At 45.1% G+C, this 15,236-nt stretch carries 13 protein-coding genes; 9 read left to right on the top strand and 4 right to left on the bottom strand.

Annotation, left to right across the window (positions count from 1 at the left end; all coding sequences use genetic code 11):
• Positions 1-284: 284 nt before the first annotated feature.
• Complete coding sequence (locus QUA57_RS23900) at positions 285-2,372, bottom strand: CHASE domain-containing protein (protein WP_333064003.1); 2,088 nt, start codon at positions 2,370-2,372, stop codon at positions 285-287.
• A 374-nt stretch (positions 2,373-2,746) separates the two neighbouring features.
• Positions 2,747-4,657: an ATP-binding protein gene (locus QUA57_RS23895; RefSeq protein WP_333064002.1), complete on the bottom strand. Its 1,911-nt coding sequence runs from the start codon at positions 4,655-4,657 to the stop codon at positions 2,747-2,749.
• Between the two features lie 366 nt (positions 4,658-5,023).
• Between QUA57_RS23895 and QUA57_RS23890 the strand changes: the two genes are divergently transcribed.
• Positions 5,024-5,221, top strand: coding sequence for a hypothetical protein (locus QUA57_RS23890; protein WP_015175364.1), 198 nt, complete (start codon positions 5,024-5,026; stop codon positions 5,219-5,221).
• A 343-nt stretch (positions 5,222-5,564) separates the two neighbouring features.
• A complete protein-coding gene (locus tag QUA57_RS23885) occupies positions 5,565-6,410 on the top strand; it encodes a cyanophycinase (protein ID WP_333064001.1) in 846 nt (281 codons plus the stop codon).
• 161 nt (positions 6,411-6,571) lie between these two features.
• Here the strand turns inward: QUA57_RS23885 and QUA57_RS23880 are convergent, their stop codons facing one another.
• Positions 6,572-6,820: a hypothetical protein gene (locus QUA57_RS23880; RefSeq protein WP_333064000.1), complete on the bottom strand. Its 249-nt coding sequence runs from the start codon at positions 6,818-6,820 to the stop codon at positions 6,572-6,574.
• 840 nt (positions 6,821-7,660) lie between these two features.
• On the opposite strand from QUA57_RS23880, the gene QUA57_RS23875 reads away from it, so the two are divergent.
• The 5 genes from QUA57_RS23875 to QUA57_RS23855 all read left to right on the top strand — a co-directional run bounded on the left by QUA57_RS23875 (position 7,661) and on the right by QUA57_RS23855 (position 10,183).
• Positions 7,661-8,092, top strand: coding sequence for a hypothetical protein (locus QUA57_RS23875; RefSeq protein WP_333063999.1), 432 nt, complete (start codon positions 7,661-7,663; stop codon positions 8,090-8,092).
• A gap of 6 nt (positions 8,093-8,098) precedes the next feature.
• On the top strand, positions 8,099-8,503 hold the full coding sequence (locus QUA57_RS23870; RefSeq protein WP_333064017.1) for an alpha-amylase family glycosyl hydrolase: 405 nt from the start codon (positions 8,099-8,101) through the stop codon (positions 8,501-8,503).
• A 291-nt stretch (positions 8,504-8,794) separates the two neighbouring features.
• Complete coding sequence (locus QUA57_RS23865; RefSeq protein ID WP_333063997.1) at positions 8,795-9,001, top strand: hypothetical protein; 207 nt, start codon at positions 8,795-8,797, stop codon at positions 8,999-9,001.
• Between the two features lie 264 nt (positions 9,002-9,265).
• Positions 9,266-9,643 carry a BON domain-containing protein gene (locus tag QUA57_RS23860; protein ID WP_333042016.1) on the top strand — a complete coding sequence of 126 codons (378 nt, stop codon included), beginning with the start codon at positions 9,266-9,268 and terminating at the stop codon, positions 9,641-9,643.
• Positions 9,644-9,751: 108 nt separating this feature from the next.
• Entirely contained in the window at positions 9,752-10,183 is a 432-nt protein-coding gene (locus tag QUA57_RS23855) for a DUF2294 domain-containing protein (RefSeq protein WP_333063996.1), read from the top strand.
• Here the strand turns inward: QUA57_RS23855 and QUA57_RS23850 are convergent.
• Positions 10,137-10,595 carry a response regulator gene (locus QUA57_RS23850; protein WP_333063995.1) on the bottom strand — a complete coding sequence of 153 codons (459 nt, stop codon included), beginning with the start codon at positions 10,593-10,595 and terminating at the stop codon, positions 10,137-10,139. The genes QUA57_RS23855 and QUA57_RS23850 overlap by 47 nt on opposite strands.
• A gap of 546 nt (positions 10,596-11,141) precedes the next feature.
• Between QUA57_RS23850 and QUA57_RS23845 the strand changes: the two genes are divergently transcribed.
• Together QUA57_RS23845 and QUA57_RS23840 are read left to right on the top strand one after the other, a co-directional pair.
• Positions 11,142-11,909, top strand: a complete 768-nt coding sequence (locus QUA57_RS23845; RefSeq protein ID WP_333042021.1) for a DUF2267 domain-containing protein — start codon at positions 11,142-11,144, stop codon at positions 11,907-11,909.
• 402 nt (positions 11,910-12,311) lie between these two features.
• Positions 12,312-14,963, top strand: coding sequence for an EAL domain-containing protein (locus tag QUA57_RS23840; RefSeq protein WP_445304506.1), 2,652 nt, complete (start codon positions 12,312-12,314; stop codon positions 14,961-14,963).
• Positions 14,964-15,236: the final 273 nt, after the last annotated feature.

The following is a 15,236-nucleotide window of genomic DNA, read 5'->3' as shown; positions in this document are numbered from 1 at the left end:
TCATATTTGTAAAAACACTTCTTCTGGCTCCCTCCTTCTGACTCTTTTCTCCTGGCTATTGGCTCCTGCCTCCCAACTCCAATTTATAACTTGGCTGCAAAAGTGATATCGTTTCCGGTTGCATCGGAATAATAAAATCGAGTCAACACTTAAGGCTCAACCATTGAGTTTTTCCACCCCTCATTCTACAGTCTACAGTCAACAGTCAACTATCACGGACGGTGCAACCGGAATTGATATGAGATGCTCCCAGTAAGACTCAGCTAGAAGCGAGATTTCTCCCGCTAATTCCAACTGGCACCTGCCGCAGGTGAAACCTTAGAAACAGACTGCTTAGACTGTTGCCGCACCGGCACCTCAATCAAGAATTCAGTTCCCTCTCCGGGAGCCGATACGCACCTCAGCGAACCTTGATGTTTGTCCACTATGTGATAGCAGATCGACAATCCCAAGCCAGGACCTTTGCCTACAGGTTTGGTAGTAAAAAACGGATCAAACAAACGTTTTTTGACATTCTCCGTCATGCCCGTTCCATTGTCAGCGATTCGCACGCATACACAATTAGAACTTAAAAGTTCAGTGCGAATCCTAATAGTAGGTAAAAATGCAGAATTCGAGGCGTCTTTTTCGAGCTTTTTTTGATGTTGTGCATCAGATAAAACATCAATAGCATTGCTCAAAACATTCATAAATACCTGATTCAATTGTCCCGCCCAGCACTCCACTAAGGGCAAATTTCCATATTCTTTGATGAGTTTAATACCAGAAAAATCAGCTTTTGGTTTCAGCCGACTATCCAAAATCATCAAGGTGCTGTCAATGCCTTGGTGAATGTCAACCGACTTCATTTCAGCTTCATCCAAGCGCGAAAAATTCCGCAGAGAAAGCACGATATTGCTGATCCGTTCAGCTCCCATGTTCATAGATTGTAGGATTTTAGGCAAGTCTTCACTGATAAACTCCAAATCAATATCTTTTAGTTTCGCTTGCACTTCGGGCGTTGGGTTGGGATATTGCTGCTGATATATTTCCACAAGTTCCAGCAAGTCTCGAGTATATGCGCCTGTATGGCTCAGGTTGCCAGAGATGAAGTTGACAGGATTGTTAATTTCGTGGGCAACTCCCGCCACCAACTGCCCCAAGCTTGACATTTTTTCAGTTTGGATTAGTTTAAATTGAGCTTCCTGCAAATTTTTTAGTGCCGTTTCTAGTTCAGCGGTGCGCTCTTTTAGTTGAATTGTGCGATCGTACACTTGCTGTTCTACTTTTGCAGTACGTTCTAGAGACATCAACAGGTAAATCGTCAAGCTGCCAGTCATCAATAGCCCGATCGCACCAATTGCCAGCGAACCCTGATGCGTCCTCATACTCTGGTACCCCTTCCCAGGCAAAACTAGCAGCTTCCACTGGCGGTCTGCTACGTTAAATAGGCGAGTGCAAGCACTCGGATATTGACAGATTTTTCCCCGCAAATTAGCTAACTCTGGCTTTTCGTGTTTTGGGTTATCTATCAACTGCTTATCTTGTGAGTCGTAGCGCACCAGAAAGCGTTCTTTCTCTATAGCAGAGTTGTCATAGAGGTAAAAATTAATCTTGTCTAAATTTAGCGATTCTAAAGAGGAATCGACCATACTGGTGATCTGAAACAGACCCGCAATAACTCCCATTAGGTTTTGGCGTCCGTTGACCGAGTTATCTGGAGAATTTGTGCGGCGGCGTACTGGTAGAAATACTTGCAATCCCGGTTGATTGTTGCTGACTAATCTAATCCGCGCGGAAGCCGCTATTTTCCCGGTATTCACCGATTTCTCTAAAGCTGCTTTGCGATCGGGGCTGGAGGCAACATCAAAACCGATCACTTTGTTATCTTCTTCTAGTGCTTCTCTGTAAATAATTGGAAAGTATTCCGATCGCCCTTTTGCTTTGACCTGCTTTTTGTCAGGAGTTCGCTCGTAAATTTGAAATGTCGGAAAACCTTCGGCTCGAATTTTTTGTTCGTAAGCTGCTTTTTGGGCAGCCGGCACGCGCCGAATCCAGTTAACAGAATGTATAGCAGCATTTCGGGCAAGTGCAGGTTGAGAGAATTGCTTAAAATCTTGTCTGGTAACTTTAGTAGATGCGCTGTAGAATGCTTCAAGTGAGTACAGAAATTCTAAATTTTTGTTGATGCTTTGCTGCAATGCCACATTCAGGCGATCGGCTTGCTGATGAAATTCAGCTTGCATTCGTTCGTTTTCCGAATCCCACACGACTGCTGCGGCTGCCAATGACAAACTCGTACCTGTGCAAAGAGTCAAGGCTGCTGGAATGTAACGACGATGCGACAGTAAACTTTCGGTCAGCGAATTAAACCAGTTGCTCGCAAAATTCATATTTCCACACCTTCTGCTACCGAAGTGCAATTTTTTAAAGACTTGTAAAATTCCTTGATAGCACGAAGGACAGCGCAGAAACGAGATTGTCTAAAAACTTATGATCGCAGAAATAGAACTTACGTTGAGAAACCCAATTTCTCCGAAAATATTGGTGTGGTAACTAGAAGTTGGGAAGAAACCGGGTTTTCACGAATAGTGCATCCACGACTGAGGAATTGAAACCAATTGTAACTAAGTGTAACGAAGCCAGTTCCCATCTGGGCGCTCCCAAGTTCCTGCCCTGGAAGAAATTGGGAACGAGAAAAAACCTTGATCTGGTGGGGCGGGTAATCAATACCCACCCTACAAAGCCAACTTAATTTTGGAACAGCTTACAAAACAGTCCCTATTTCCTTCAAATAAACCCGTGTAAACGGTTCATCATCCCCCAGAGTATACTGTTCGATCAATCCCTGGCGGCGAATAGAAATACTACTTCCTTCCCTTACCACAACAGTATCGTCATCAGTGCTTTCTCTGACCAACATCATCTCAGTTTCTCCCGGATTGTCCAGCACCACCATATTGCTGCCCCGATAAAACATTCCCTCAGCTTCCAAAATATCTTCGGGATATTCAGCAATTAACAAATCGAGCTTGGGATTCCGGAGCAAACTTTGCAAGTTCAGATGGTAATTCTTATTCAAAACTTTTTCAGAACGGTTAACAAAAAGTCCACCGGTACAAACAGCACCGATTGTCCAATCGGGATGCTGCAACAGAATATGGTCGATAGTTTCTTGTAGGTCGTGTACCGAAATTCTGTTGAAAGTAATAATCGGAATCCTGGCGGATTTTCCGGAGTCAAAGAAAGTTTCGATAATATGGGAAGGCACATCAACGCCTTCGCCGACAGCGGGGTTGAGGTGCATAAAAATTCCCGGCGCGGCATTGATCTCGATAATCCCAAAATTACCTGTTTTCCAAGATTTGGCGAGAGTTTCTGTTACCACATCAATCCCCAAACAAGTTAACCGAAAATGTAGGGCGATATCTTGAGCCAAAACAATGTTATCCGGGTGAATAGTGCGGGTAGCGTCAATGCTGACGCCGCCTGCAGAAAGATTAGCGACTTTGCGTAGAAACACAGTGCGATCGCGACTTAGCACACTCTCCAATGACAGCCCTTGTTCTTCCAGATACATTTCCATCGCTTCGTCGGACTGAATTTTGCTCATCGCCGAAGTTGGCGTATCCAAACGTTCTGGTTTGCGGTTTTCACGGCGGATCAATTCGCGAATTGTTGAGTCGCCATCACCTGTTACCGAAGCCGGCCGGCGTTCAGTTGCAGAAACAAATTTGCCGTCAACGCACAGCAGCCTAAAATCCGATCCTTTGATGCTGTTTTCCACAATTACTCGTACCGGGTCTGTTTCGGGAATGGCCTTAACTGCTCTTTTAAAAGCCGCCTGCAATTCCTCGGCCTCCCGGACATCTGCTGTTACGCCAATTCCTTTATGACCGACTACTGGTTTGATAGCAACTGGGTAGCCAATTTCTTTAGCAACTGCCAGAGCTCCGTTTTCTGTGGAGACGATATCGCCTTTGGGAACAGGAAATCCTAATGTAGCGAGAAAAGCTTTACAATCGTCTTTGCGGGTGGTAAAATCTGAGTCTAAATGGCTGTCAGAATCAAAGGTAGTTGCAGAGCCACGAACCAGTTTTTTACCGTACCCATATTGCATTAGTCCTTCATCCCACAAATAAAATGCGGGAATGCCTTTTTGGGATGCCGCTCGCATTAACGAATAAACTGTCGGGCCTCCGTAAACTGACTGCCGGAACATATTTTGCAGCGCGCCCATTTGCGCTTCCAAGGGAAAGTCTTGATTTTGATTGATGGCTTCAAACCAATCCCAAACTGCGTAAACTACGGCTCGGGCGGTGCGGGCGTGAAGTGCTTCTATGCTGATTCTGTTAAAGTGAGAAAACGGCTTGATGTTCCAGTGTTGGAAGTGCAAACCCATGTCGAGTTTGGCTACTTCTGATGCGGTACGGCCGAACAGTTGGGCATGGTTCGAGAAATTTTCGTGCAGTAGTTGCGGGTAGCGATCGCCAATAATTTTCTGGTAATGTGCGATCGGCAAAGGTTCGCTCGCGCCCGTTACCGCTAAATCAAAAACCAAAGCCGCGGTGTCTAAATAAGGGTTGGGCCCCATATAGTGTTTGAAGTTAAAAACATCGAAAATATCGGTTTTTCGAGCATTAACGCGGGCTGTTTCGGTGCTTTTTTCTTGCAGCATTTTCTAACCTCCTTTGAGCTAATTTTTTACGGTAACTTTATAGTTAGTGCATGGGATACTACCTGCGGGCATAGATATTCCAGCAGTCAGACAAATACTCCGACCAATTCTGCCTTCAGTATTGCCCGATAGGGGAAGTGGCAGAGTAGGGGAAATGGGGAGAGGGGGAGAGGGTGAGAGTGGGAAAATATTCCTTCTTCCTTCAACATCTGACTAAGCATTGATGACTAAGCATTGATAACTAAGCACTTATGACTAATGACTACTTCTTTTCCCCTGCCGAAAAAAAGCTATAACTTTTGAGAGGTACACTGGGTAGTTATAATTGTTTATGACAGTGAAAGAAAATTTAAGAGGCAGCAAATTATGAAAATCGCACAAACTGCTCTCAGGGAAAAAGTTCACCACTTAGCTGAGGAAGCATTTCACCGGAAGCTAATTTCTGGCTACGGCGATGGTCAAAACAGCAACGAATATCAGATTGTCTGGAACGGCAAACCCAGACACCTACCTTTAGAACGGGCGAGTACCATATTGAGCAATTTGATCGAGCGATCGCACTAACCGGCGATCGGACTAATTGAGGACTTACGCTCATCAACCCGATTTCTACGAGCAATCAGAGGAGGATTAGCGAAGAATCCGATCAGAAACCGGATTGATCACCGCGCGCGCGTGGGCCCCGTAGTTTAAGCTCATTTCTTGACCCCTCCTATCTCCTGTTAGGGGGGGTAAGTTTGTTTTGTCGATATCGAGGATTAGTAAACACCCACATCACCCTTGCTGTGTGCGTCCTGGAGGGGTAGAAGTCGGAGATTTTTTTGTATCTATATATACCTTTGGGCAGTTTTCGGAAAAAGGAATTTTGTGTTTTAGTGAAATTTAATAAATTAAAAGTGGAGATAATATGGCGAGCAACGAAGTTCAGGGGAAGTTGCTAATTATTGGTGGCGCCGAAGACAAAGAGGGGGACTGCAAAATTCTGCGGGAATTCTTGCGGTGCGCCGGAGGCACTAAAGCTCATATTGTTGTCATGACGGCTGCCACAAGCCTGCCGGGAGAAGTAGGAGATAATTATATCCGAGTGTTTGAGCGACTCGGCGCTGAAGATGTGCGAGTTGTTGACACCCAAAGACCCGAAGATGCCGACAATCCAGATTATTTAGAAGCGATCGAACAAGCCACTGGCATATTCTTTACCGGCGGAGATCAAGCGCGGATTATTAGCTGCTTGAAAGACACAAAACTCGACGCAGCAATGCACAAACGCTACTCTGAAGGGATTATCATTGGCGGCACCAGTGCCGGCGCAGCAATGATGCCAGACATGATGATTATTGAAGGAGACTCGGAGACAAATCCCCGCGTTGATGTGGTAGCAATGGGCCCGGGAATGGGCTTCCTTCCAGGAGTTGTCATCGACCAGCATTTCGCCCAGCGAGGTCGTCTGGGACGCTTAGTTTCGGCACTCTTGCTGCAACCTGCGGTGTTGGGATTTGGTATTGACGAAAATACAGCTATTTTAGTCAACGGTGACGAGTTGGAAGTGATTGGCGAAAGCGCTGTAACTGTCATCGACGAGTCGGAAAAACTCCACGACAATCTAGATGGACTTTTGAAGGATGAGGCTTTGGCGATTTGCGGCGCCAAGTTGCACATCCTCCCCCACGGATACCGGTTTAACTTGAGAACTCGCCAGCCGGTGCTCCATAACGTAGCAACTACAGCCGAGAGAGAAACGGCGGCCGCCTAATTTACTTGCAACTGGCAAACCTCTTAAAATTATGTAGGGTGAGCAATTTACACCTTACCCCTTCTACCAACTAGGATGGTTAAAAGCCCAGTTGCTGTCTCCAAAACTAATAAAAAGAAGAGGATTTTACCTCTTCTTTTATTGCTGCGGTTTCAGATTTTTTAAGCACTTTTCTGTTCGCCAAAAATCGACTGCTGCCCTTCTTCAGTCGATATTAAATTCCACCCTTGAACTCTCAGCTTCTGATAAGTTGCCCATCCCTTAGAACCGCCCGGTTCCCGGTAGTCGGATACAGCAAACTGCGGAAAAGCTGTATAAGGGCGCCACGCCTGACGGGCATCGGTACGCAAGTGCAATATCTTTTCTCCATTGCCTCCGAGTCTGGGCAACCAACACATTTGTTTTAGCATTTTTAACACTCCAGAGTTTTACAGTAACGGTAATTTGCCAACATCCCACATTAAACTTTTAGAGCCTTAGAGCTACTGCTCGGAATATCTAACGGGTAACAGGGACGAATGAGATTTTCACCAATTACCAATTACTGAGGTAGCAGCAGTCGTTAAAGCTGATTTTGGTTCTACAAAGTTTGCCGTTCAAAAACTATAAAACAAGTGCTACCAAGACATAAGCAAAAATAATCATTGCTATTCTCGGCTCAAACTTGGCTTAAAGTCCCAGGAAAACCCAGTTGAATAAAGAATTCATGTTTCTGGTTTCCCTTGCCTTATAATTACACGCTGATCCTCGCTGTTTCCGCATAAAATGACATCTTTCTACGGTATTATTCCTCTCCGCTAAAAAATGTTTCTTTAGTTACAAATCTTAAATATTCACCACGATTTATCTAGTTATCAAAAGTTAAATTATTTTTCATACAATACTTCGGACAGTGTTTGATAGCCAACCGTAGAATAAGGGTTCAAGGCTCCAAGGCAAGTTCGCTACCAACGGAAAATCTAGGGCTTCAGACTACTAACTAAAAACAGTCTCGACTATTTTTCATAAACAGCGCTTAATAATTTTTAGTTACTTTAACTACATTTTTGATTAAAATCAGGTTTCCGGGTGCCTAGGGGCGCACCTTACTCAATCGCTAGGGTTCGCACTACTAAATCCTCCGGCTGCGCCCCCAAGCAACTTACAACATAAGACTTACAGGTTTAACTCTTAAGAACGATGGCGACAGATTTGCAAAATGGTAAAAATCAATACTAATCACACTTATAAGTTCTGCAAACAAAGTATTCATGGCCGCTGCAATTGAATTCAAACTCTTCGCTGCGAACAACAAAGCAGCTACACTGCTCGGCTCTTTTTCCAAATGGGCAGAAATTCCCTTAGAAAAAGATGACAAAGGTTATTTCCGCACTAACATTAAGTTAGAAGACGGTATTTATCAATACAAATTCCGAGTTCAGTCGCAAACTCCCTGTTTTGAATCGCACGAATGGGTAGAAGTCAATGACCTCTACGCCACTGAAATTGACCGCACTACTCCTACAAGTACAGTTCGCATCAAAGCAGGCGCGCGAATTATTGATACCTATTTTTGGCAGGACGACGACAAACAACTCCCCAATAATCAAGAATTAGTCGTTTACGAAATGCACGTTGCTGATTTTTCCGGGCCGGATGGTTCCGACAGTGGGGGTAAATTCCAGCAGGTGAGGGAGAAATGAGATTATCTGTGTGATTTGGGCATAAATGCGATCAAACTAATGCCAGTTAATGAATATCCGGGCGATTATAGCTGGGGCTACAAAGTCCGCGATTTCTTTGCCGTAGAGTCCAGCTACGGTGCAACCGCAGATTTGAAGCAATTGATTGACGAGTGCCACGGACGGGGCATTCGGGTGATTCTGGACGGGATTTACAATCACTGCGATGAAGAATGTCCCTTATTGCTAATCGATCGCAATTATTGGTACTACCGCGACAAACACTATCCCGAAGATCCCGCTAACTACTGGGGCCCGGAGTTTAACTACGAAAACTTCGACCCAAAACTCGGCATTTGTCCCGCTTGGAAATTCATCGGCGATGTCGTTAATTTCTGGATTCAAGAATATCATATCGACGGGATTCGCTAGGATGCTGTGCGACAGTTGGACAATCGAGATTTCCTACACTGGATAACTCGTGAAGCGAAAAAAACGCCGGCGACAAGCCATTTTATAACATAGCAGAACACATTGCCGAACTTCCCGAACTCATCGCTTCGGTAAACTCCCAACCAGCCGAATAAACTGCAATCGTCTTTGTTGAAAAATTAGCCAAATCATGAGTTATTGGAATACTACAAACACGTGATTCGGCGCCAACATTTGCCGGCACTTTATACCGAAAATATTGAATTTCTCCACTAAAATCCAGAAGCCAAAGTGCTGGCTTACTACCGCTGGAGCGATGAGGTAACGCGAGCAGTAGTTGTCGCTAATTTTTCGGCTACTTATCTATCTGGTAACAGTATTCCTAAGTTTCCGGCTGGGGGAAGTTGGCACGAGTGGATGTATAACAAAATAGTAGAAGTTGGGGAAGAAGGGTTTAAGTTTGATTTGCCGGAATGGTCAGCGCAAGTATTTGTTTGAGAGCCGGAGAATTATGTCTCCAGGCAGATGATCGGCGTAGTTGTACAACAGTAAATTGTATTTAGGATGGGCGCACCAAACTCAACAAACTGGGTTTTTCTACCTAGGTGGATGGCTGTAACGATACTTTTTTGTAAAAAACTCTGTTTCTGCATCCAAGAGTGCGATCGTAATTCCTGGTATTGAGAATAACAATTACAGGGCGACTTGCCAACCGTGAATTAACACGTCAATTAACACAAACTTTGTCGGAGGACAAACTCTATGGGCTGGCTAAAAAGATTGTTTGGTTTAGAAAAACTTGAAAATCAAGAAACAGTTGACGCTCCTGCTTACCAAGCACCTGTAGCTCAATCTCAAGCTCAAGCTCAACCTGCTGCGAGCGCTCAGACAATCCCGCCGGAACGCATGGGCTTGAACGGAGAATACGATCAAAGCGGTTTAGCTAAACGGGTTGCTCAGGCTTTCGATGCAAATCCTGATGTTGCGGATATTGAGACTGTTTATGTGGCTCAACTTGGCACTACGGTGGTTCTCAAAGGTACAGTTCCCAGTCAGGAAATTGTCAACAAGTTGGTGACAATTGCTAAAGGCGTTAAGGGTGCAACTGGGGTGGAAACTAATGAAGTTACTGTCGGATAACGCGACGGTTATTTCTAACAGTTAGCAGTTAGCAGTTAACTGTTAACTTAACTGCTAACTGTTAACTGCTAACACTATTTTTTTTCTATCATGGTTTAAATAAAAAATATGACAGGGGAAACCTTAGAACCTACTCGGGGGAAATTAGAACGGACTCTTTCGCAGGGAATTCAAGCTTTGTACCGCTCTCAACTCGGACACCCAACGAGTCAGGCGCTCTGCAATCTTTTGGATAACAAATTGATAATTGTTGTCGAAAATGGGCTTACTCAACCCGAAAAACTGCTGGCTCAGAACGGTCAGGAAGATTTGGCTTTGCAGGTGCGAACACAATTAGAATCAGTTCTGGAATTGCCACTAAAAGAATTAATCCAAAAGGTCTTGGGCGTGGGAGTCACTGATTTGCTCCGCGATGCGACCTTGGAGACAGGCCGCACTGGAACGATCGCAATTTTGGACTCTGCACCTCAAGTTCGTGATTCTAATTATAAATCTAAAACTCAACCAAAACCAGTGGACAGTCGAGGTGCTGGCGAATAACTGTTTCTAAATCTTTGATGTTAAAAGGTTTGGAAAGGTATTCCACGCAGCCTGCTTCGAGAATTCGAGCGCGGTCTTCTGGTTTTGCTAGTGCTGTGACAGCAACAATCGGAATATGTCTGATCTCGGGGTTTTGTTGGACGCGCTTTACTACTTCCATACCGTCTATATCCGGCAGGCAAATGTCGAGTACGATTAAGTCGGGAGATCGATCGACTGCGGCAGAAATAGCTGCGTACCCGTCAACTGCTCCCACGCACTCGCAGCCGAATAAATCGAGTATTTGTGTCAGCAGTTCTAAGTTGTCCGGATTGTCGTCTACCGCCAACACTAAAGGACGCTTCTCAACCGGGGGTTGACTGCTAATGAAAGACGAGGATTCCACTTTATTGTCCCACTGAAGGTAGTTCATAAATGCCGATCGAAACGATCAAAAAAGTTGTCCCCGAGGCATTCTTCAAGTGGCGCTGCGGCACTTGAAACAGATTGGCTCGTATTTGTAGCTCTCCCATGACCAGTTTTTGGTCTAAGCCGATACAATCTCGCTACGAGCTGCGGGCAAAACGACCGCAGTTTTAATTAACCCCATAGCCTCTGCTTAATTCTACCTCTCTCAGCGCAAATTTCCAACTGAGGCCCTTTTGGTGCGTCAGCCTTGGTAAAAATACGCAAGAAATACGAAAAATCTTACCAATAAAGCATCCTCGATTAATAGCATTGAAGAGTGGCGACAGCTTTTTAGGATATTAACCACAGTAAACATGGGTTCCCATACAGGGATCTACCTAAAGGAAGATTCTAACGGACACTTAATTTTCCTAACTTCCACCTGCTGAGAGATACTTGATTACTCTACTTTAGACTTCAATGTTTTTAAGTAGTAATGATCACAATTTAAGCCAGTAAAAAAATTCAGTTTTTACATGAGCTTTACCGGATATTAACCTAGGAGGTTTTAATGACAATTCCAATCAGAGACGACCTGACTTACATTTTGCTCAAAAAGATTGGCAGCGGCAACGGCAGGGGAGAGTCGGAAATTAGGAATGCAGCGGAAGAATATGTCGGTCACCAGGTGGCGGAAGCGGAATTGCGCGGTCATTTCGACTACCTCAACCAAAGGGAATTTATCAAAGCTCAGGTTAGTGACGAGCCTTATGGAGGAGCTGAGTTAACAGAAAAAGGCCGCAAACTGTTACACAAAATGGAGACGAATCCTCCGAGCTCGCTCCACCAGGAAGGATCGGCAGTTCCTATCGCTTCAAAGGATATGCCGTTTTTGGAAAAAGTGATGGTAAACGGTCACTTGGAGGATATTTTTGATGCCCGCGACATTACCGAAGTAGTGTACCGGGTCATGCGCGACGTGATGACAAAAGACGCTATCGAGCACGTGGAATCTGAATTGCACAAAGAAGTTTTGCCTACGGATGACAAAACCCTGCAACAAGAAATAGCAGACCTCTGGAAAGATACCAATCCGCTGGTGGGATTGCTCAGCCGGATACGTCAGCCTTTGACCGGCCCGCCTGCACCTGCGGGGATCGATGGCAATTTGTTTGCACGGAGGGTGGAACTAGAAGGCTCACTTCCTTCAGGAGTAAAACCGGAAACTGCGATCGCGGCTGTATTTTCGGCAACGAAGGATGAGCTGTCCGAGGAGCGAATTCAGGAAATAGCTGGCTTTTTGCCGGACAGAATTCGGGGCATTTGGGAGTCGGCTTAACGATACCTTTTAAGGTATAAATACTTACCAGCCGGCTTGACCAACCAGTATTCTCCCTCGCGAGGGCAGAAGACTGGTTGGTCAAGCCGGTTTCTCTATACCTTTTGTCTTGTAGCTGTGCAATTGCTTTGTAGTGAGGACTTGAGTCCCGATCAAACTCGATCGGACTTTCGGCCTCACTACTTGTCAGATCGCTCTTTCCTTGCCTTGTAAGTGCTGTGAAAAACCCGGTCGATCACCGAAATTTGTCGAAAAAGCCGAAATATTCCCAGAAACCGAGTTTCTCACTCTTGGGTTGGGTCAAGCCCCAAGACGGAGCGAAAGTGTTGTAATGTATAATACAGGGCAAGTTAAGACTGTGGCTCGCAAAAATGCTGTCAACAGCCCGGGAGATCAAAAGGCATGGCCCGCACAAAACTTAGACAAATGTCACGATCGACTTTAGAACAAGAAATTTTACTCAATCGAATTACCAATCGCATCCGCAACTCTTTAGAACTACAAGAGATTTTGACGACAACTGCCCTAGAAATCCGCAGCTTTTTAGAGAGCGATCGAGTAAAAGTTTATCGCTTTGAGGCCGATGGTAGTGGTGAGGTTATTGCTGAGTCCATCAACGGCGACAAATTGCCCTCTATGCTGGGTTTGCGCTTTCCACCAGGCGACATTCCCAATAGTGCTCGGGAAATGTTTCTCAAAGCGCGGCAGCGAGTGATTGTAGATGTGGAATTGCAGCATCAAACAATTAATCGGTTAGATTGTCCCGAAACCGGCAAAACTTTAGCAGTTGAAGATATTAGCTATCGTCCTGTAGACCCCTGTCACGCTGAATATCTGAAGGCTATGGGGGCACGTTCTTCTCTGACAGTGCCGATTTTGCATCAAAATCACCTTTGGGGGCTGTTGGTGTCTCACCATAGCCAACCGAAACGATTTAGCGATCGAGAATTGAAAATGGTGCAGTTGCTTGTAGATCAACTTTCAATTGCGATCGCCCAATCTTTTCTGCTGAGTCAAGCTAGACAGCAAGCGCGTGACGAAGCCGTTATCAACCAAATTACCAGTTTGCTGCATTCTCCTCTGGAACTAAACGAAATTCGGAAAGCAGTTCTCGAACAAACTGTCAAGCATTTGCGTGGTTCAGGAGGGCGACTCTACATTGCAGCCGAGTTTGGCGATAGACCTGCTTTGCTTTATACCTGTGGCCAGCAGCCCGCGGACATCGACCTTGAACTCAGCCCATTTTGGCAGCAGATTATGGGGAGGGCAAACCAAGACGATCCAGCACAAACTGCTAATCATACCAGCCAATTAGGTATGTTTGAAAATCTCTATTCCCAGCATTACAGTTCAATTGACACCAATATTTCCAGTTTTCTCGTACCGCACTTGTACGCGATTTCCGATATTTCTAAAGAACCTCAACTCAAATCTGTATCTGCAAATTTATTCGCAGCTTCCATTCGATCATTTTTGGCAGTACCGCTGCAATACCGCCAACAGTGCATCGGCTGTCTCACCGTTTTTCGCAGCCCCATAAAAACCGAAATTTTGTGGGCTGGCCGTTGCAGTTCGGACGCCCGGAACGATCGTCCCCGACAGTCCTTTGCAGCTTGGAAAGAAATCAAAACAGGGGAAGCTCAAAAATGGACTAGCGAGGAACAGAAGCTAGCACAATCTTTAGGAACTCACCTGTACATGGCTGCAATGCAGAGGCGCGTCGAGGCGATGATCCGACACCAAGCTTCTCACGACCCATTAACCGGTTTACCTAATAGATTACTGTTTAATGAAAGGCTGTCTTTAGCTTTAGCTAGCGCTCACCAAAATGGAGAAATGCTGGCGGTAATCTTTCTAGATTTAGATAGATTTAAAAATGTTAACGATACTCTCGGTCATCCCGTGGGCGATTTGTTGCTGCAAAGTGTATCTCGGCGTTTGACTAACTGTTTGCGCGTGGGCGATTCGATGGCTCGTTGGGGCGGAGATGAATTTACTGTGCTGCTGTACAATATCAACAGCCCGGAGGAAGCAACTAAGATTTGCCAGCTAATTATCCAGAGTTTAAGCGGCCCTTTTGATTTTGAGGGTCTGGAACTTTATATTAAGGCTAGCTTGGGAATTGCTTTGGCTCCTTACGACGGAGAAGATGCAGAAACTTTGCTGAAAAATGCTGATGCTGCGATGTACAAAGCTAAACAAAAAGGTCGCAATAATTATCAGTTTTACACGCAGGCGATCGGCAGTAAAGTATCCGAGGATCTTAACTTAGAAAATCATCTTTACAAAGCTCTAAAAAAATCTGAGTTTGTCCTGTACTATCAACCGCAAATTAATTTAAATACTGGCAAAATAGTCGGCATGGAAGCTCTGATTCGCTGGGAACATCCCGAACGCGGTTTGATTCCTCCCGATCGATTTATTCCCTTAGCTGAGGAAACAGGATTAATCTGCCAAATTGACGAATGGGTGATGCGGACTGCTTGCTTGCAAAATCGAGCGTGGCAGTTACTGGGATTGCCGCCGATGCGGATAGCAGTGAATTTATCAGCCCGCCAGTTTCTGCAACCTCACACGGTACAAACCATCGCTGAAATTTTATCAGAAACTAAGTTAAATCCAGAATATTTAGAAATAGAAATTACCGAGAGCATTGCCATGACAGATGTGAGCTTTACGGTGTCGGTATTGCAGCAGTTGCAGGACATGGGAATTCACATTTCTCTGGACGATTTTGGCACCGGTTATTCTTCGCTATGGTCTCTGAAAAACTTTCCGCTCAATAATTTAAAAATAGACAAATCCTTCGTGGCAGATTTGGTGACCGGCAGCAACGGTGCTACTATTGTGAAACTGGCGATCGCCTTGGGACAGGGCCTGAATTTACAGGTGATTGCTGAGGGAGTGGAAACAGCAGAACAGTTGGCGTTTTTGCACTCGCATAAGTGCGATATGGGTCAGGGTTACTTCTTTAGCAAACCAATACCGGCGGCGGCTATAACCCAATTGTGCTTAGAAAATCACTCTGGGAAGAAAATAAGTAATTTAAATTAACAATCAGGAAGCGGAACAAAAAAGAGTTTCTGTTTTGAGTTGTGAATGGGCTCGGAACCTGTCAAATAACCCTTATAAGTTTGTAGTCAGGACATCCGTTCTCGGACTTTGGGGGAATTAAGAAAAAACTCAAGTTCTTATACCAATTTTTTATGAGGCCCCGTAGAATCAGATTCCCCCTAGCCCCCCGCCGGAGGCAGGGCGGATTTATTGTCGGAATAATAAATTAGGGGATTGGGCTATTTGCTGATGCGCGCCCTCGGGATTTAACTG

This window comes from Microcoleus sp. Pol7_B2 (genome assembly GCF_036701035.1).
Taxonomy (GTDB): domain Bacteria; phylum Cyanobacteriota; class Cyanobacteriia; order Cyanobacteriales; family Microcoleaceae; genus Microcoleus.
The sequence above is the reverse complement of the archived record's forward strand: the minus strand, read 5'-3'. Positions and strand labels throughout refer to the sequence as shown.